At 57.3% G+C, this 17957-nt stretch carries 17 protein-coding genes and 1 pseudogene; 10 read left to right on the top strand and 8 right to left on the bottom strand.

Annotated features, from left to right (window positions below; all coding sequences use genetic code 11):
* Nucleotides 1-183: 183 nt before the first annotated feature.
* The 3 genes from BUB69_RS20170 to BUB69_RS20160 all read right to left on the bottom strand — a co-directional run bounded on the left by BUB69_RS20170 (nt 184) and on the right by BUB69_RS20160 (nt 2403).
* Nucleotides 184-1089 (bottom strand): LysR family transcriptional regulator, encoded by a 906-nt coding sequence (locus tag BUB69_RS20170; protein ID WP_073169789.1) that lies wholly within the window; start codon nt 1087-1089, stop codon nt 184-186.
* A gap of 290 nt (nt 1090-1379) precedes the next feature.
* Entirely contained in the window at nt 1380-1754 is a 375-nt protein-coding gene (locus BUB69_RS20165) for a MerR family transcriptional regulator (RefSeq protein ID WP_073169787.1), read from the bottom strand.
* A 70-nt stretch (nt 1755-1824) separates the two neighbouring features.
* Nucleotides 1825-2403 (bottom strand): NAD(P)H-dependent oxidoreductase, encoded by a 579-nt coding sequence (locus BUB69_RS20160; protein ID WP_073169785.1) that lies wholly within the window; start codon nt 2401-2403, stop codon nt 1825-1827.
* A gap of 375 nt (nt 2404-2778) precedes the next feature.
* On the opposite strand from BUB69_RS20160, the gene BUB69_RS20155 reads away from it, so the two are divergent.
* The 4 genes from BUB69_RS20155 (at nt 2779) to BUB69_RS20140 (ending at nt 5299) form a co-directional block, all read left to right on the top strand.
* Complete coding sequence (locus tag BUB69_RS20155; protein WP_073169783.1) at nt 2779-3090, top strand: cupin domain-containing protein; 312 nt, start codon at nt 2779-2781, stop codon at nt 3088-3090.
* 146 nt (nt 3091-3236) lie between these two features.
* Nucleotides 3237-4007 (top strand): SDR family NAD(P)-dependent oxidoreductase, encoded by a 771-nt coding sequence (locus BUB69_RS20150; RefSeq protein WP_073169781.1) that lies wholly within the window; start codon nt 3237-3239, stop codon nt 4005-4007.
* A gap of 31 nt (nt 4008-4038) precedes the next feature.
* Nucleotides 4039-4485 (top strand): GNAT family N-acetyltransferase, encoded by a 447-nt coding sequence (locus BUB69_RS20145; protein WP_073169779.1) that lies wholly within the window; start codon nt 4039-4041, stop codon nt 4483-4485.
* A 91-nt stretch (nt 4486-4576) separates the two neighbouring features.
* The gene (locus BUB69_RS20140; RefSeq protein WP_084537139.1) at nt 4577-5299 is read left to right on the top strand and encodes a hypothetical protein; all 723 of its coding nucleotides are present in this window, start codon (nt 4577-4579) and stop codon (nt 5297-5299) included.
* Between the two features lie 355 nt (nt 5300-5654).
* Here the strand turns inward: BUB69_RS20140 and BUB69_RS20135 are convergent, their stop codons facing one another.
* Nucleotides 5655-7898: a DUF4214 domain-containing protein gene (locus tag BUB69_RS20135; protein ID WP_073169777.1), complete on the bottom strand. Its 2244-nt coding sequence runs from the start codon at nt 7896-7898 to the stop codon at nt 5655-5657.
* 747 nt (nt 7899-8645) lie between these two features.
* Between BUB69_RS20135 and BUB69_RS20130 the strand changes: the two genes are divergently transcribed.
* The 4 genes from BUB69_RS20130 to BUB69_RS20115 are packed head-to-tail and all read left to right on the top strand — an operon-like array spanning nt 8646 to nt 12890.
* The gene (locus tag BUB69_RS20130) at nt 8646-10196 is read left to right on the top strand and encodes a glycosyltransferase family protein (RefSeq protein WP_073169776.1); all 1551 of its coding nucleotides are present in this window, start codon (nt 8646-8648) and stop codon (nt 10194-10196) included.
* Nucleotides 10189-10884 carry an acetyltransferase gene (locus BUB69_RS20125; protein WP_084537137.1) on the top strand — a complete coding sequence of 232 codons (696 nt, stop codon included), beginning with the start codon at nt 10189-10191 and terminating at the stop codon, nt 10882-10884. Before BUB69_RS20130 ends, BUB69_RS20125 begins: the two co-directional genes overlap by 8 nt.
* Nucleotides 10885-11733, top strand: coding sequence for a beta-keto acid cleavage family enzyme (locus BUB69_RS20120; protein ID WP_073169774.1), 849 nt, complete (start codon nt 10885-10887; stop codon nt 11731-11733).
* The gene (locus BUB69_RS20115; RefSeq protein WP_073169772.1) at nt 11730-12890 is read left to right on the top strand and encodes a DegT/DnrJ/EryC1/StrS family aminotransferase; all 1161 of its coding nucleotides are present in this window, start codon (nt 11730-11732) and stop codon (nt 12888-12890) included. The genes BUB69_RS20120 and BUB69_RS20115 overlap by 4 nt, the downstream gene beginning before the upstream one ends.
* Before the next feature lie 327 nt (nt 12891-13217).
* Here the strand turns inward: BUB69_RS20115 and BUB69_RS20110 are convergent, their stop codons facing one another.
* Nucleotides 13218-13682 (bottom strand): DUF3429 domain-containing protein, encoded by a 465-nt coding sequence (locus BUB69_RS20110; RefSeq protein ID WP_073169770.1) that lies wholly within the window; start codon nt 13680-13682, stop codon nt 13218-13220.
* Between the two features lie 213 nt (nt 13683-13895).
* On the opposite strand from BUB69_RS20110, the pseudogene BUB69_RS20105 reads away from it, so the two are divergent.
* Nucleotides 13896-14261 (top strand): annotated as a pseudogene (locus BUB69_RS20105) (transposase); the annotation flags it as partial.
* Nucleotides 14262-14492: 231 nt separating this feature from the next.
* Here the strand turns inward: BUB69_RS20105 and BUB69_RS20100 are convergent.
* From BUB69_RS20100 to BUB69_RS20090, 3 genes are all read right to left on the bottom strand, one after another.
* Complete coding sequence (locus BUB69_RS20100) at nt 14493-15314, bottom strand: SDR family oxidoreductase (protein ID WP_073169768.1); 822 nt, start codon at nt 15312-15314, stop codon at nt 14493-14495.
* Nucleotides 15315-15665: 351 nt separating this feature from the next.
* A complete protein-coding gene (locus BUB69_RS20095; protein WP_073169766.1) occupies nt 15666-16151 on the bottom strand; it encodes a hypothetical protein in 486 nt (161 codons plus the stop codon).
* Nucleotides 16152-16347: 196 nt separating this feature from the next.
* On the bottom strand, nt 16348-16863 hold the full coding sequence (locus BUB69_RS20090) for a GrpB family protein (RefSeq protein ID WP_073169765.1): 516 nt from the start codon (nt 16861-16863) through the stop codon (nt 16348-16350).
* Between the two features lie 386 nt (nt 16864-17249).
* Between BUB69_RS20090 and BUB69_RS20085 the strand changes: the two genes are divergently transcribed.
* The gene (locus tag BUB69_RS20085; RefSeq protein ID WP_073169763.1) at nt 17250-17876 is read left to right on the top strand and encodes an FMN-dependent NADH-azoreductase; all 627 of its coding nucleotides are present in this window, start codon (nt 17250-17252) and stop codon (nt 17874-17876) included.
* Nucleotides 17877-17957: the final 81 nt, after the last annotated feature.

The raw sequence follows: 17957 nt of genomic DNA, 5'->3' as shown, positions 1-17957 counted from the left end.
CGAAATCGGAAAAGCTCATCTGGCTCATGGGCGGCTCGGATCAGGTGGTCAGGCGTATTTCATCACATCTTGGGACTTGTTCGGAGATTCCCTAGGTTTAACTCAAATCGATTTGATAGGTGACTTTGCCGGACGGTTACAGCTAAATGGACTCCCGGTATGACTGGCTCATACCGGGAATCATCACTGCCATACAGGCCGGTCAACCACGCGATCAGCAATGAAATCGATGAAGCATCGCACCTTCGAAGAAACGATTCGCTTCGGGGGATATACAAACCAGACGGCGCCAGACTCCTGTGAGCCCTTGACCTCCCAATCAGGCAGCCAACGCACCAGTCGACCATCGCGCAAACCGGCGCTAGCAAGCCAGTCTGGGAGCAATGCCATTCCCAACCCGCTGCTCACCGCCATTAGCTGAGCGTCAAGGTCATTTATCCAAAGTACAGGATCAACGGGCAACGCAACCTGCTCGTTGTCGTTGGCCCATATCAACACCTCTGGGCACTCACGCCCGATGATCATCATGTCGACGGGCAGTTGATCAGGGCAATCCGGTTGAGGATAACGAGTGGCAAACTCTGGACTCACACATAGGAAAGTCTTTACCTCAGCCAGCTTTCTCGCCTTGAGATTGGAGTTGGCCAACTTGCCAATTCGAATCGCAAGGTCGATTCCATTGGCGATCAGATCGACTTGTGACTCATCAAGACTGAGATCCAGTGTGATGTCTGGGTAACGCTCGATAAACTCGCCTACTAGAGGGAGTATATGATGACGTGCAAAAGCAGGAGGAAGACTAACCTTCAATCTCCCTCGGGGATTTTGATTGAGGGCGGACGTTGCCGCCCTGGCTTCTGACAATTCAAAGAGGACTTTTTGGGCGTGGTACAAGAACGTTTGCCCACCCTCCGTCAATGCGAGTTTTCGTGTTGATCGATTGAAAAGTGCAATGCCGAGATCTTGCTCTAGATCTTTGATGTAACGCGAAACCGTAGAAGCTTTGATCCCCAAACGCCCTGCTGCTTTGGAGAAGCTGTTCCCATTGGCAGACTCTACGAAAGCGGTCAGTGCGGCTAGGTAGTCCAAGTGCGCCTCTCTGGTTTTTGGTGTCGCTAGCCCGGCTGTTCGGGGCACTTGAGTCTTAAGATCAATCGGAAAAAGTCGGTTGCTTATGAGACCACAGCCTGGGTCATATCTGGAGGGTATCCCACCGCAAGCGTTCAGTGAAGTCACCTTCCGCTCGCGCAGCAAGCATGACTGCCCCACTCAATAACGGTGTCACCTGTCGACCGAGAGCAACGGGGCCACCCATCGCCAAGTTGTGAATCGCCAGCATTTCGTAGACGTTTCTGCGTCTAAATGTGCAGTTGTTGCGGTCAGGATAAACGCTCGCCCCCGCACTGATAGCTGGCACCTTCAAGGCTCGCTTCAAATGCCTCAAGTCCGGCATATATCTGCTGCAACCCATTGATCTGCCCCATCACTTCCAGCTTCTTATCGGCAATGGCCTTGCCCGCTAACTCCCACGGCAAATCAAATCCCCGATGGCCCTTAAGAATCGTGTGCATTTCCTTAAGCTTGAAACCTAGCTGCTGCGCGCATTTGATGAACGTCAACAGTTCAACGCTTTGCTGGGTATAAACGCGATAGGTCCCTTGGCGTTCGGGGGGCGGCAACAGGCCGATCTTTTCATAATGACGGATGGTCTTGACCGTAGTGCCCGACAGCTGGGCGGCTTTGCCGATGTACATGAACGTCCTTTTTACATGGGTATTGCGCATTTTTGCATAGCGCTACCGGATCGGGAAACCCGGTCCCTGGTCAGCGGCTGGCGATGCCTTCAGCCTGTTTGAGCCAGGCATCCCGCTGCCGTGAACTGGAGCCCAGTAATGGCCCGAACATCAGCGTGTTCAGCGGTTTGATACCGCAGAACTGCAACGTGTTCTTGCGCACCTGATGAAGGCCAGGCATACGATAGACCCACCGGTAGTACCAGGGTGGTGTGTCCATCGTGACCAGCAGATGCGCCGTTCGGCCTTTCAGCAGTTGCTCCGGGAAGGCTTTGCCTGGCCGGTACTGAAAAGCGTAACCGGGCAGGAAGACCCGGTCGAAAAAACCTTTCATCAAGGCCGGAATACCGCCCCACCAAATGGGGTAGATAAATGCCAGGTGTTCGGCCCAGGTGATGTCTGCCTGTGCCTTGATCAGGTCGGGTTCCAGTGGCTGAGGCACCCTGTAACCTGCGCGTAGCAGCGGGTCGAAGTTTAAGGAATCGAGTCGTAAAACCCGTACGTCATGGCCGGCACGTCTGGCTGCCTCGACATAACAGCCGGTCAGTGCACCGCAGAAACTCTCGTCTGAAGGATGGCCCAATATCACAAGAACGCGTTTGCTCATCATCACTTATTCCTGAACATGAAGCCCTGAGGGTAAAGCCTGCCCCTGACAGGAGAGTCAATCGCTCAGTGTTACCGGATTGCCTGCGCCAATTACGGGTGCGCATGCTAGAACGAACGCCCCTCGCGACTCAGACGCCACAGTTCTGAAACCATTGCTAAGTCTCTGTCAGACAATCAAGCAAAGGCATCCTGGCGAGCGCTCCATGTTTTGAACCGCTGATCGTACGATGGGGTGAACTTGAAACCCGCCGTTGGCGATAGTTCGCTTCCTTCAAACAACGGCCCGTCAGTTCAGCCTTCTTTTCGGTCAGCAGTGAGGAGGGCAAAGGTTCTGATAGATTGGCAGACATTACGACCTGTCTGAGAACCGCGATCAATGAGAGTTATCCGTAGCAAAGACTTCACCGCCACTCGCGCCTGGGGAGCTGATGACATCGCCAACATGGATGGAACTACCGTGCGCCTGCACTGGACCGACCAGCCCTACAAGTGGCATGTCAACGACGGTGAGGAAGTATTTGCCGTCCTCGACGGTAGCGTAGATATGCATTATCGCGAATCAGGCATCGAGCGCGTCGTGACCCTGGAGGTGGGCGACGTGTTTTTCGCAGGGGTTGGATGTGAACATGTTGCGCATCCTCGTGGAGAAGCACGGATTCTGGTTATCGAACGTGAGGGCAGCGTTTGAGTTGGCCGACTATCGCTCAGCGCCAAGGTGAGCCTTCAGCCTAAGGCCGTTTTCGTCAGGTGCGTTTGTCACAAGTCGTCCACCTGAACGTCATGCCTTGTTCCGAAGTCATAAAAACACTTCAGCCATGCTCCTCAAGGTGCCTTATGAGTTTGATACCCGAACTGAACAGCGAAGCTCACGTGCTGATCGGCGGAGCCAGCCGAGGTATCGGCCTGGCGCTGTGCGCTGCCTTGCTTGCTCGCGACGACGTAGCTCAGGTATGGGCCGTCGCGCGAAAAGCCAGCACTTCCACAGAACTGGCAAAGCTTGGAGAGCAATACGGCCAACGCTTGAAACGAGTGGACTGCGATGCGCGCAATGAGCAATCCCTCGAAGCACTGGTGAGCGAAACGCTTAAAGGATGTGCTCATCTGAATCTGGTCATCAGTGCGCTAGGCATTCTTCATCAGGACGGCGCAAAAGCAGAAAAGGGTCTGGCACAACTGACGCTGGCGAGCCTGCAAGCGAGTTTTGCAACCAATACTTTTGCTCCGATTCTGTTGCTTAAACACTTACTCCCGTTGTTACGCAAACAACCCTCTACTTTCGCGGCGCTCTCCGCGAGGGTTGGCTCTATTGGCGACAACCGATTGGGTGGCTGGTACAGCTACAGAGCCAGCAAAGCGGCGCTCAACCAGTTGCTGCACACGGCCAGTATCGAGCTGAAACGCTTGAATCCTGCCTCCACTGTCCTGGCGATACACCCAGGCACCACTGACACGGAGCTGTCTCAGCCTTTCCAGGCGAACGTGCCTGATGGGCAACTGTTCGAACCGGCTTTTTCGGCGGAACGCATTCTTGAGTTGGTGGGCGGACATGGGGCGGCCGACAGCGGGACTTTCTGGGCCTGGGACGACACCCCCATTGTCTGGTGACTTATTGCATTCACCAAATCCAGGGCAATACATGAGCCAAGTAGACATTCGACACATCACCCATCTCCCCGCGCAAATTCTTGTGCTAGAGAAAGAGGCGATTGGGGAGGGTTTCAGGTTTATTACCCGCCTCATTGACGAGTGGCACTCAGGGGCTAATCGTTTCGATGCTCCCGGCGAATGTCTTATAGCGGCGTATTTAGACCAGCAACTCATAGGCATAGGAGGCCTTTCAGTTGATCCGTACGTCAACACGAACACGGCAAGGCTACGACGCGTTTACGTCAGGGCTTCGTCAAGAGGGCATCACGTGGGGCAGACGCTGGTAAAGGCGCTTGTTGCGCACGCAGCGCTGCGCTTTCAAAACGTGCGTCTGGCCACCGATACCTGCGCGGGCGACGCGTTTTATCTGCAATGTGGCTTTATGCGAATAGATCATGACGATGCCACCCACTCCATGTGCTTGAGCGACACCTGACTCAGGCAACTATAGGCTAAGACCGATGATTGCCGGGAGATGCTTATGCCGCTAGTGTGCACGAGCCCCCCATAGGGAGACCTATCGACGTATGAATTTGGCCCACGAAGACATCCGACAGTTTCTTATCAATGGCATCGTTGTGGGTGATCTTCTTTTACCCACGCACTATGCCAAACTGGATCGTCTTGATGATTTTCAGGCTGGCTTCCGGACCCACGGGAATACCGGCGAAAGCCTGGTATCCCAAACTGAAGGCGAATGGAATCCCGACTGGTATGTCCTTGCAATGACTGGCCTGGATGACCCGGTTTTTATTGCCGCGACCGAAGCTCCAAGCGGCTATCCCGTCTATACCGCAGTCCATGGAGCAGGTCGGTGGGACGCAATACAGATAGCACCGAGCCTTATGGTTTTTCGCCGTTTGCTGGAAGCATTGGCAGAAGTGAATCATGACGCCGCCCAATTCAATCGCTTGATCATGGCCGAGATCGGCTCTGCGCATCAGTACTGGCGGGAAGTAATCGACGCGCGTCAGGAAGCAGAGCACCTGGAGCAATTGACACCCGAAATCAGTGCCTATGATCCGGCTGATTATGAAAGCGGCGAATTGATCGTTATTGCCTTGGGTCTCCATAAGCTCAAGGTCGTTCAGCTAGTCAGCAAAGGGAGCGAGTTGTCATTGAAGGAAGTACTGAGACTTGCCGACGCGTCTGAACTCAAGGCCGGGAGTGGCACAAGACGTCAACTGCGCCCATTGCGCGACAAGCTGGAGGCCTTAGGCGCAACGGTCGAATTCCGGCTTGATCAATAGCGGCGCGCCTACTCAGCTTGTCATGCGTGGCAGATCGTAATCGACCAGAAGTAGCGCAGCGAGAAACGCCGCGTTGCCGAGTAAATTTGTCATTATTTACAGCCGTCCAAAATGCGGGAACATTGCGTGCGGAGCCTACTCTGTAGAGATTGAAAGGAGCGATACCGGCGTTGTCCGGAATTCGTTTGCGTATGAAAACGGATTAGCCGTTGGAGTACATCCACCCACTGGTTTGCCGGCGGGCAGCCCACATGTCCTGGGTGAGACATAAAAAAACCGCTGCCTGTTTGAGCAGCGGTTTTTTCTTTCGGTCGGCGATACCGGTTATCTCGATACGCCGATGCTGCAACGGGAGTTATGCAGGCAAGGTGGGTAGCGTCACAATACCACTGGCAATGGAGGCCCCAGTTAGCGTTTGCTGCCCCGTCAATTCGATCACGCTGTCATGACCTGCCGAGAAGGTGGCGCTGGCTGAGCTGTCTTGGACGATGTAAGTATTACCCGAGTACTGGAACCAACTGAGTACTGTGTTCCCGCTGCCATCCCCAGCCGTAGCGGCATCCAGATACTCCTGGAGGGAGGCTTGCGTCGTCACTGGCCCGGACAAACTCGTCTGCGTTGAAACACCCGTTGCGCCGCCCAACGCCCCGGCGAAGCTGATAATGTCGCCATTACCCAGCCCGGTGACTTTGGCAATTGCCGTTGCTGAGGTGGACGCAGCGGTCAGGTTGATCCGGTCGGTGCCTGTGCCAACATCAATGTTCAGCGGAGCGTTGATAGCCCCCACGTTGACAATGTCATTGCCCGCCCCAGTGCTGATCGTCCCTGAACCACTGCCGATGGTGAGCGTGTCGACACCTGAGCCGCCTTTGTAGTCGATAGCTCCTGAGGCGCCGTTGATGCCAATGGTCATATTACCGCTGGTCGAGCTTGCGTCGATCTTTGACAGCGTCGAAGAGTTGAAGCTGGCAGTCAGCCCTGCTGCGCCGCTGACTGTCACGTCTTGAATGGCCGACAAGCCCGCCGTGGAGTTCAGGGTCAATACCTGAGTGCCGTTGAGCGTCAGATGCTGAAGGCCGCCAAAGGTGTTATTGGCCAGCGTGGACGCTGTGCCCGTGGTGGTGATGTTCAGTGTCTGGTAGATGTCGGTGTCGTCCAGCGTGCCGCCGGTAAGACCATTGATGGAGAGGTTGAGGGTGGTGTTGGTCGGGGTGTTCAGTCCGCTGTTATCAATGATGATGTTGCCTGAACCGCCCTTGAGGGTCAGGTTGGTCAAGGCGTTGTCTGCGATAAAGGCAGACGTGTAGTTGTTAATCGTGATGTTCGTGATCGTGCCTGGAGTATTGGCCCCCTGTGAGTCATCGCTGATCCGCACGTCTGCCTTGGTGATACCTGCGACGAGCGCGCTTGCCGTGACGGCAGCGGCATTGTCGACGATCACCGAGGTGGTATCGGCGCTGCCCTGCACGTAGACGCTGCCAAGGCGGGCGGTGGTGTTGACTGCGTTTTCAGCGCCCTGGGTCACATGGACAGTGGTGCCACCGGCCACACTGATCGTACCCATCGGAGTCGTGTCGATAGCGATGTGGGTGACGTCTACGGCACCCGTCGGGGCGATAACGTTGCCTATTAGAATTTCTGCGCCACTTGGCCCACGGGCGTTGACGGTCACATCCGATCCACCCTGGAACGTCAGGCTCGTATTGGCCATGTTCTCCACAGTGGCATTGATCACCGTGCTGCTGCCCGCTGTAACGGTGGCGTAGCCTTGGCTGGAGGTCGTCAGGTGGGTCAGGCCGGTCCACGTGGTCGTGTCGACGGTCAGCGTACCGCCGGTGGTGAGAGAGGCTGTCTCGACATTGGTGACGGTGATGCCTGAGGTCACTATCTGCGACGCGCCAGTCACCAGCAGCGTGTCGTTGCCACCGCCGCCATTGATCGAGTCACCGGAGGAAAAGGCGCCATTCAGCGTGGAGCGAATGGTGTCAGCCGAGGCCGTGCCGCTGATGGTGTCAACGCCAGCAGTCAGGGTGAAGGTTTGGCCGCTTGGTGTGGTCTGGGTGCCGGTGGCGATGGCCACGGCGGTGCTCAGGCTGTTGGTCGCCGCTTGTAACGAAGCGGCATCTGCGCCAACGGTTTTAAGGAACGAGCGGGCGTAGTCCAGGGAGGCGCTGCCACCGTAGCCGCTGAGCTCTGCGGAGGTATCGACCTGCGCTGTAAAGGCTTTGGCGACTGTCAGCTTGTTGGCCACCGCCGTGACGTCGCTCGTCAGGGCGCCAAACAGGATGGCCTGGGCGGCTTGTGCCTGGGGCACTGCGCCGTCGTCCAGTTGCTGCTTCCAGTAAGCCAGACCGGCAGCGTCAGGTTGACGATTGAACAGGTTGGCGTAGATAGCGGTGATCACCTGATCAGTGGTCAGTTGGCCGTACAGCGCAGCGGATTCTGCCGACGCCGAAAACCCGCCGATGACCCCGGCGAGACTGCCGCCTTCGGCATCTACCTGGTTGGCCCAGTAGTCCAGACCGTCGGGGTCAGCCGGACGTCCGAGGTAAGCAAGGTAGATTTGTTGAATCTGATCAAAATACGCTGAAGCAGCCATCGTTAAGACTCCATCACAACGTCGCGGAATGCTCGATTGATACGCTACTTCTAGCATGAGATTCGAGAAATATCTTGTGTGAAAAATAATTTTTATCAGCTCCAAGACCAGTAAAACCAATGCTTTTGCGGGCAGCGGCTTCTCCAGTCATCGAGCTCAGTGACACGCAGGCGCTCTATTACAAGGCCTGCGGAATATCTGCGACATGGCCTGACGCCACTATCTCGCTGATGGCGACTGTGTTGGTCAGATCGACCAGGTCTGAGAATTTGATCACGCTGTCGTCTTATCGCGAGGGTCGTGCTGGCCGAGGAGTCCTGGACGATGTGTGCTGCCTTCACCCAGTGTCGCGGCATCCGGGTCGTGGCGTCGCTGGTTTGCTCACCGAACAGCACAATGTGCGGCTGATGCACGACGCCGTCGTCCAGTTGTTGCTGCAGTGGCCAGGCGTGGGGCGTGCGGTTGGCGATTGAACAGGTTGGCGTAGCTCGCTGATCACCTGGTCGGCACTCATCGAGCCGTATAGCGACCTGAATTGCGCAGATGCCGAGAATCCAACAACCACTGTGGCGAAGCTGCCATCCGCCGCAGCGACCTCGTTGGCCCAACAGGCCAGACTGGATGGATCAGCCAAATATTTTCAAGCGCCAGGATTGGCCGCTTAAAAAGACTTGAAAGGTCGCCGGGGCAGCCTTGTACACTGCGTCGTCTGCACCCTTCCTTCGCGGCACTAAGGCTTTAGGCACCATGGAACTGACGTTGGCACTGGATGCATTGGAAACCGTTAAGCGTGCAGCGCATTCGTCCCTGCTGTGGCAACGGCTGTGCAAATACGTCGGTGAGTTGTCAGGCGATGCGCGGGCGCAGATGGTCCAGCGCATTACGGCGCTTGAAGTCGAAACTGGCCAGGCAGAATGGTTGCGGTGTTCGGTACTTGCCGATTTGACCAAAGACCCGCTCTGGTATGCCCGGCAAGGCGCGCAAGCTGACGCGAGCTGGCCTGCCGATGCCTTGATGAGCCTGCTGGGGCTGGCCTGGCACAACGCCTTGGCGCGAGCGAGCGACCGTACGCAGATGATCGACCGCCTGCGCAATGTCGATGTACTGCGCCTGCAACGTCTCATCGCCGCACAACTGGCCGTACCGCAACGCCTTGTTCCCGCCAGGCCCATAGCACGCCCTGGCACCCGACGCCTGCGCATTGCGCTTTATACCCCGCACATCGCCAACCCCAACCACGGGGGCACGCTGTTCACCCTTAATGTGATGAGCGCACTGGCCCAGGCATCTGTCGACATTCATACCTTCACCGCCCAGGAAAACGCTATACCGGCGATCGGCAGCTACCTCGGCGGCAACGAATACGTGGTTCCGGTCGCCGCGCAGCCGCAGACCTTGCAGCTCAAACGTGCAGGCGAGGCGCCGATCACCTTGCCCAATCCGGATTTATCGCTGCATGGGCGCTTGCAATCGGTGTCGGACGCCATCGATGCATTTGCCCCGGATGTGGTGCTGTTTGTCGGGTTTATATCGCCCCTCGTGCACAGCCTCTATGAGCGCTACCCGGTGCTAGGCCTGTCAGTGCATGCCCTGCCTCCGCTGGCACCGGTCGACTGCTGGCTTTGCGCGGATCCCCAAGCCGATGCGGCATGCTGGCAAGGCTTGCCGGCGCCTGTTGCGTACCCGTTCACCTACCGTTTCTGGCCGGTAGGGCAAGCCGCTGCGGTGCCTCTTACCTCGCTGAACCTGCCCGCGGGCGCGACTGTGCTGATTTCTGTCGGTTATCGCCTCGAAGTCGAACTGACCGCTGAGTGGCAAGCGCGCATGCTTGCGCTGGTTGATCGTCACCCCGATACGCACTGGCTGCTGGTCGGTGTGGGCGAGAACGTTGCCATGCACAGCTTGCCGCGCCATGCCAGGATCTACCGCGTCGTTCCGCAAGCCCAGGTGCAGGCCTGGCTGGCAGCGAGCGATATCTTTGTGAACCCGCCGCGGGTGGGCGGTGGCGGCGCCGTGGCAATGGCCATGGAGCAAGGCGTGGCGGTGGCGGCGTTGTGCGATGGTGATGCCGGGGACAAACTGGGGCCATTTGCAGCGCAAGGCATCGATCAGTACTTTGCCACGCTGGAAGACTGGATCGCCCGACCCGAGGTGCGCAGCCAGGCCGGTGCCGCGCTCAAAGAGCGTTTCTTCGAGCGCCTGGATTTTTCAAGTGCCGCCGCCACCCAAGGCTTGATCGACGCCTGCTACGCGGCGAGTGTTTCCTTCCAGCAACGTCGAGGGCTGACCTGTGAGTAACTTTTATCAGACCGCGCTGGACGATACCCGTCCGGTGGTGGTGTTCGGCAACCTGCGCTCCGCGAGCCTGGCCTGGTACTGCCTGTGCCACGACACGCCGTGGCAAGTCGCAGCCTTTACCGTCGACCAGGCGTACATCACCAGCCCTACGTTTGAAGGCCTGCCGCTGGTTTCCTTCGAACACCTGGAAGCGTACTACCCTCCCAGTGATTACCGTTTGCTGATTCCCATGGGCTACCAACAGATCAACGGCGTGCGTCGTGAACGTTTCGAGGCGGCAAAGCGCAGGGGCTACGATTTCGTCAGCTACGTGTCGAGCCGCGCCAGTGTCTGGCCGGACCTGGACATTGGCGAAAACGTGTTGATTTACGAACACGCGATCATCCAGCCGTTCGCGCGCATTGGCAGCAATTGCATCATCCGCAGTGGCGCGCACATTTCCCACCACTGCCAGGTTGCCGATCACGCTTTCGTGGCCGCCGAGGTCGCCATGGGCGGTGAAGGGCAGGTCGGCGAGCAGGCGTTCATCGGCGTCGGCGCCGTATTACGCGATCGCATTCGCATCGCCGAACGCACCTTCGTCGGTGCCGGGGCGGTGGTGCTCAAAGACACCGACGCCGACGGCCTGTACGTCGGCAACCCGGCGCGAAAAGCGTCCAAGACCGCGCTGCAAGCGTGCGGAGGCTGAATGCAGGTCGGCAAGCCGTATTTCATCAATCTGGCGTGCACTGGCGTAATGCCGACCAAGGCTATGAACAGCCACGTGCCATTACATCATGAAGAAATCCTGGCCGATGTCGCCCAAGCCTTGGCGCTGGGCGTGCAGATGGTGCACTTGCACGCTCGTGACGATGCGGGCATACAGACCGCTGACCCCGCGCCGTACGGCCGTTTGGTGGAGGCTATTCGTGCCTTGCCGGGCGGTCGGGAATTGATCGTCGGGGTGACCACCAGCGGGCGCCAGGACGCTGGTTTCCAGTCGCGCTCGCGCGTGCTGGAACTGGATGGCTTGGCCAAACCGGACATGGCCAGCCTCACCTTGAGTTCGCTCAACTTCGCGCAGTCGGCCAGCGTCAACGCCCCGGATACTATCCGCCAGCTCGCAGAACGCATGGCGGCAAACGGCATCAAGCCGGAGCTTGAAGTGTTCGACGCAGGCATGGCCAACTTCGCCGCGGTGCTGCTCAAAGAAGGCCTGCTCAAGCCACCGCTGTACGTCAACGTGCTGTTGGGCAACGTCGCCGGTGCGCAAGCGGATCTTCTACAACTCGCGGCAATTCTGGCGGCCTTGCCTCACGACTGCATCGTCGGTGTGGCCGGACTTGGCCGCTTCCAGCTGGCCGCCAACGGGCTGGGCCTGCTTGCCGCCGATGGGGTACGCGTGGGGCTTGAAGACAATCTCTGGTTCGACCAGCAACGGACGGTTCTGGCCAGCAACACACGACTGATCGAGCGGGTCATCGCTCAGGCGCATCTGCTGGAGCGCCCGCTGTTGTCCACAACGGCGATCAGAGATCGTCTGGGGATGACCTCATGAGCCAGGATTTTATCGTCTTTGGCGCACCTGACATCGGCGAGGAAGAGATCCTCGATGTCATCACGACGATGCGTTCCGGATGGCTGGGCACTGGCCCCAAGGTCAAGGAATTCGAAGAGCGCTTCGCCGCGTTCAAAGGGATGGACGCCGAGCAGACTGTGGCGGTCAACTCATGCACGGCCGCGTTGCACCTCAGCCTGCTGGCAGCGGGAGTCGGTCCGGGTGACGAGGTCTTGACTACCCCACTGACGTTCTGCGCGACCGCTAACGCGATTTTGCACACCGGCGCCACCCCGGTACTGGTGGACGTGGACCCGCAGACCATGAACATCGATCCGTCTGGCATTGCCGCGCGCATCACGCCGCGCACCAAGGCGCTGATGCCGGTGCACTTCGCCGGGCTGCCTTGCGCCATGGACGAGATTCTTGCGATCGCTCGCGACCATCGTTTAACCGTGATCGAGGACTGCGCGCATGCTGTAGAAGCCACCTATCGCGGAAGGGCTACGGGCACGCTGGGCGATTTTGGTTGTTTCAGTTTCTATGCCACGAAAAATATCACAACCGGCGAGGGCGGCATGGTGTTGTCCCGCAACATCGCACAGGCCCGGCGCATGCGGATGTTGGCCTTGCACGGCATGACCCGCGATGCCTGGAAACGCTTCTCGGATGAAGGCTACGAACACTACCAAGTGGTCGAGGCCGGTTTCAAATACAACATGATGGACATGCAAGCGGCGATTGGCGTGCACCAGCTTGCGCGGGTCAACGATGGCTGGGAGCGTCGGAAAACCATCTGGAATCGCTACCGCGAAGCGTTAGCGGATTTGCCGGTTATTCTGCCCGCCGAGCCACCCGGCTACGTGCGCCACGCCTATCACCTGTTTACGTTGCAGATCGACGCCACCCACAGCCCCGTCAGCCGTGACGTTTTTATCAGGCGCATGACCGCCGTCGGGATCGGGGTCGGTGTTCACTATCTGGCGCTGCCCGCGCACCCTTACTATCAGGATCACCTGGGCTGGCGACCCGAGGACACGCCCCACGCCAGCGCCATTGGCCAGCGCACCGTCAGCCTGCCGTTGAGCCCGGCATTGAGCGATGCCCAAGTGCAACGGATCATCAATGCCGTGACCGCCATCCTGGGGCAGGTCTGACGTGCACGCCACGCCCCCGCTCCATAATCGCCGCAACCCCATCAACCGGAGCATGATCCAGAGCAAGGCCCAGTAAACCGAGCCCCTGATTTTCCTGGCGGCATCGTTGCTGCGGCGAACCCGAAACGGTGGAAGGCGGCTTGCCGGCGATGGCGTCAGGCGAGTCATTGCAAGGTTGGCTGGTAGATCGCATCGCCGGCAAGCCGCCTCCCACAAGGGATGGTGTGTTCCCGGCCGGTCAGGTGCGGTCGAGCTCTTTTACCGACGGCTCAGCCTTGTGACCGCTGTGAACTTGCCCATGAACATTTCCTGCTGCGCGATTCAATGTCACGAATACATTGCTACAGCGATTGCACCTATAAGCAGGCAAACGCTAGCCACCGTTGTCAGGCGTAATCGCATTGGCAGGTACCAGGCGTGCAGGCTCACAACCCTGACCCACTGTCTGTCTTGCCAGAAGTGGACAACGAATCCGACGATCAACAGCGAGCAACCCAATGGCATGGGCAGTAATGTGCTGAGCCAGGCAATAAGAGCCGGGATCACGCTCCATATAAACCGGTCGCGGCGCAGTCTGGCACTCATGCCTTGTACTGACATGGCGAAGCCCCAGTGCAAGGCGCCAATGAAACTCAGGATCACAGCGCCATAGTTGACCAATGCCGCAGCCCAAAGCGGTCGATATTCTGGATAAGTAAGGATAAGCAGCGCGAGCCCCATAAACGGCAGCAAGCCGCCATAGCCCAGCAGGGCGACATACCTTGGCGGCGAGGTCGAAGACGACACGTTCATTTCAAATTCTTCCCATGTTCGAGAGACGAGACTATAGACCCAAACGCATCCGACCTGATGCCATTGCTTTTCACTTGAACAGTTGTTCAGTCCATCCCTTGATTGACCGGCCGCGTTGGGCCGAGTTCTGGCTGTGGCGGCCGGATGAAAATGGCCGATTCTGTTGGAAAATCAGGTCTCCTGCCTGGCGTGCGGCAACATTGTGTCGACGGCCGGCGCTCACATGTCACGAAAGCCGACAACATCATCTTTAGATCCCGGCAAACCGACTGCGCTACATGCTCAATGAAAGATCGCTGCTGCCCGAACACATCGTCTCGAAAAAACGCACGCAGCGTCCATGAAGCGGCGTGCGATGTCGCGTGCCGCATCGCAAAGACACCTCAATGCGTGTGCTCTCGCCACGAACGCAAGAAGGTCGAGATGTTGTTCGCTCACATCAAGCTAGTCCGGAAACTGGATCGGTTGCGACTAGGAGGAATGACCGGTGCAACCGACGAATTCACTTTGGCGGCTGCGGTACAGAATCTAAGGCTACTGGCGAAACTGACCTCACAAGGTCCGCCGAACACGGGATAGATAAGCCCGCTACCAGCAAAAAACTCACATTAACCTATCAACCAAGCTGCAACGATCAACGCAGAGCCTGAAGCCACGCAACGTGATGAACAGGTTCTGAAGTGAGGGCCAAGGTCGACTTCTTCCAGCCTGAAATTACCATTGTTTTTAACAGAATCCGGTCGAAAGCTGTCCTTCACGATAGGCAGTAATCGACCAAAAACTGTCTTTCGCAGGCGCGATCTTAATGCCCTAGGTTTCGCTGTCGTCCAGGACTGCCGGAGTCGCAGTCGTCCCAGCCAATAGACCGCCATCAATGTTGAACTCACTACCCGTGATGTAAGTGGCGTCGTCCGACGCGAGCAACAAGGCCAGAGCGGCCACTTCTTCAGGCATTCCGAATCGTCTGAGCGGAGTGTCTCGAACCAGCGCGGCCATTCGCTCTTCACGACCGGCATCGCTACCTAACATGGGTTCCCACATGGGGGTAAGGATGGCCGCCGGATGAATTGAGTTGCATCTAACGCTCAGTCCTTGCTCGGCGCAGTAAAGCGCCACCGTTTTAGTGTGATTGCGAACGGCAGCTTTGGACGACGCGTACGCTGCGGCACCTGGAATTCCAACCAGGCCTGAGCGAGAGGAAATGTTGACGATGGAACCGGCTCCTGACTGGCGCATCGAGCGAATGGCGTATTTGCATCCGAGGAATACACCGTCGAGATTGGTTTCATGCACCGAACGCCAATCTTCCAGCTTTGCATTTTCAGGGTCATGCTGCTTAGTGCCATTCTCGAATCCGGTGATGCCCGCGTTATTCACGAGAATATTCCAACTCCGGCCTTGATTTGAAATCTGCGCGGCCAATCGTTGCCAATCCTCTTCACGCCGGACATCCAGACGTATAAAACAGGCGCGATCACCCAGCGAACCTGCAAACGCATTACCAAGGTCGTCGTTAATATCAGTGATGTAAACGAAGCAACCTTCTTGCACAAAGAGCTTTGCAATGGCGGCACCTATGCCTTGAGCCGCGCCGGTGACGACCGCTGTCTTGGAAACTAGTTTATTTTCCATAAGTGATGACATTTCCATGATGAGGCGTGTTCAGATCCCGTGAGAATGATTTTAGTGCATGCTCATGCTTGGTAAAGAGGCTGATCCATAACCGAATGCCGCGAAACCTGAGAGGCTGAAGGCCAGGCAGGGTCAGCCTGATTCTGTTTGTTTTTGGTTCGAGGCTTGAAGTGAGTGGACCCTGGTTTCGTAGACGCCAATTTGAAAAAAACAGGCCGTTGTGAACGTCTGCTTCTGGCCGATTTCAGCCCTTCGTGTACGTCGGGAAGCGGCCAGAAGCGGACGCTCTCCAGTGTCTACTTAATCAGCGATGATTCAGGGGCTGGTGGGTATCCATAGTTGATTGCCAAGCTAATCCCCAAGCTCGAATTGCTGAAACCCCAAGCGCCTGACGTAAACCCAAAAGTTATCCTTTGGCTCATATTGCTCCATGCAAACACTGTGTTCCTGGCACAGTTCATCTTCGTCGATCAGGATGCGATCCCAATCGAAGTCAGGGTTCTTGGAAATGGTATAGCTAGGGTAAGGTTTGTCGAGATCGAAGTGGATCGAGTACACGAATAACGGAGATTCCCACGGCATGTGGGTTTCGTACAACCGCATCAGTTCGGGCATCTGTGCTTTACAGTGCTGTTCGGCAAACGTCAGTGCCTGGGGCAAATCATCCCACGTAGCCTTGACCGCGCGTTGCGCAGCGGCGAGCCTGGCGTAAGGTGGCTCGTCATTGTGGTGCTGGACGTAAATCAATCGGCTGCCGAACTGGAATTCGCATTGCCAGACACCCGAGGGAGCACGCCAGTGGCCAAGCATGGATTCGGTCAGTAGATTGATGTCCATATCGGTACCACACAGATGGAACGGTGCTCAGTTTACCCTCTCAAATATCAGCCTGGGAATGCGTAGGCGTTTGGGCTATTTGTCCGACATCCACGGGATCTGACCGGCAGCTTTGGGTCGAAATCGGTCAGCCACGACCGGCTGCTTTCGACCCAAAGCGGACATTTGATACCGGGGTCGCTCACCGACCCATCGGTCATTCAGGAATGGATATTCCGGCATGAAGTAGCGCCGCGATAATAAACGGAGACTTTTTCTCCAGATACTCAGCCATCCCACCAGTATTGCTCGACTCCAACTGAAGCTTCAGCGCTTCATACTGCTGGCGGATCGAGGCATCGCGCCTAAGCAAATCTCTGAACCCCAGCATCTGTGTGATCGTAAGGTGGCCACGGGTACAAGCGTGGAGCTTGTGCGTGCGAATCCCATCCACATTACGCCGATAGAAATGATGCCCTTCCGATAGATCACTTCCTCGTACATATCCCAGACCCATCAACACCTCGTCCCGCGCCGAGGCATTGCGATGATCGTGAACCTCGATGAGCACATCGATCTCGGGCTTCGCAGCGAGCCTTGGAACAGAGGTGCTTCCAACGTGTTGTATGGCAATCAGTTCATCGCCAAAGGCCGAAGCGATGAGTGACTTGTCTGCCAGAAAGCGGGCGGGCCAAGTGGGGTTGTAAGGAGTGATCTTGCTGGTCAGTGCCATGTCCGTTCCTTGGCGGCTAATATCTAAAGCACAAAATCTTCCCTCAAAACATGTGCATTCGCCAGCGACTGATAACCAAACCTCGGCAGTACGGCGATTCAGAAGATCGAATTAGAATCTGGTCGAGGTTGGGTAGCTGTCCTGTCCAGCGTCTGCTTCTGGCCGATTACTGCCCCTCCTAAAGGGCTGCAACCGACCCATAGCTGACATTCGGACAGGGCAGAAATCGGCCACAAGCACCCACTCCTGTCCAGGGACATGGCCTGAAAGTCCTACGACTGGACGCAACTCCACCCCTCAACCCACCCACATACCGGGAACATCAGCCTCAGCCTGATGGACTAAATTGAATCGCTTTTACGGCCAGCCCCATAGGAACGAATTCAATGCATATCCTTCACATCGCCAGCTCACCACGCGGGGAGCGGTCTGCTTCTCTCAAACTGGCCGCATGCTACCTCCAGACCCTGACCTCGCTTCATGCCGACACCACGGTGGATGTTCTGGACGTATGGACAACGGATCTGTTGCCCTTCGACGGCCCGGCTCTGAATGCCAAGTACGCGGACCTGCAAGGTCTGCAAATGAGCGCTGAGCAGCAGGCGGTGTGGAAGCAGATCCACGCACTGGGTGAGCGTTTCCACCGTGCCGATGTGATCGTCTTCAATGTGCCGATGTGGAATTTCGGGATTCCATATCGCCTGAAGCACTTGATCGACGCCGTGTCGCAGCGCGGGGTGCTGTTCGATTTCGACGCCCAGGGCATGCGCGGTTTGCTCAAAGGCAAACAGGTGGTGGTGTTCGCTTCGCGTGGCGTGGCGCTTGGAGAGGACTTCCCCACGGAGGACTTCGATCACCAGGTCGCGTATCTCAAAACCTGGGCCCGCATGGTCGGTATCCCGGCCATCGACGCGGTGGTGTCGGAAGCGACCCTCGCGGATCCGGCGACGGCAGAGGCCAATTTCACGGCTGCGCTGGCCGAGGCGTCGGCGCTGGCCGTCAAACTGAAATGAAGGGTTAGTGATCTGGGCCCGAGCGCTGGGGCCTGAATTTTCGTGACCTGGCGCATGCCGGGCCTGAGGCAAAAATTGCGC

The organism is Pseudomonas asturiensis, assembly GCF_900143095.1.
Taxonomy (GTDB): Bacteria; Pseudomonadota; Gammaproteobacteria; order Pseudomonadales; family Pseudomonadaceae; genus Aquipseudomonas; species Aquipseudomonas asturiensis.
This window is presented reverse-complemented; position numbering and strand designations above follow the sequence as displayed.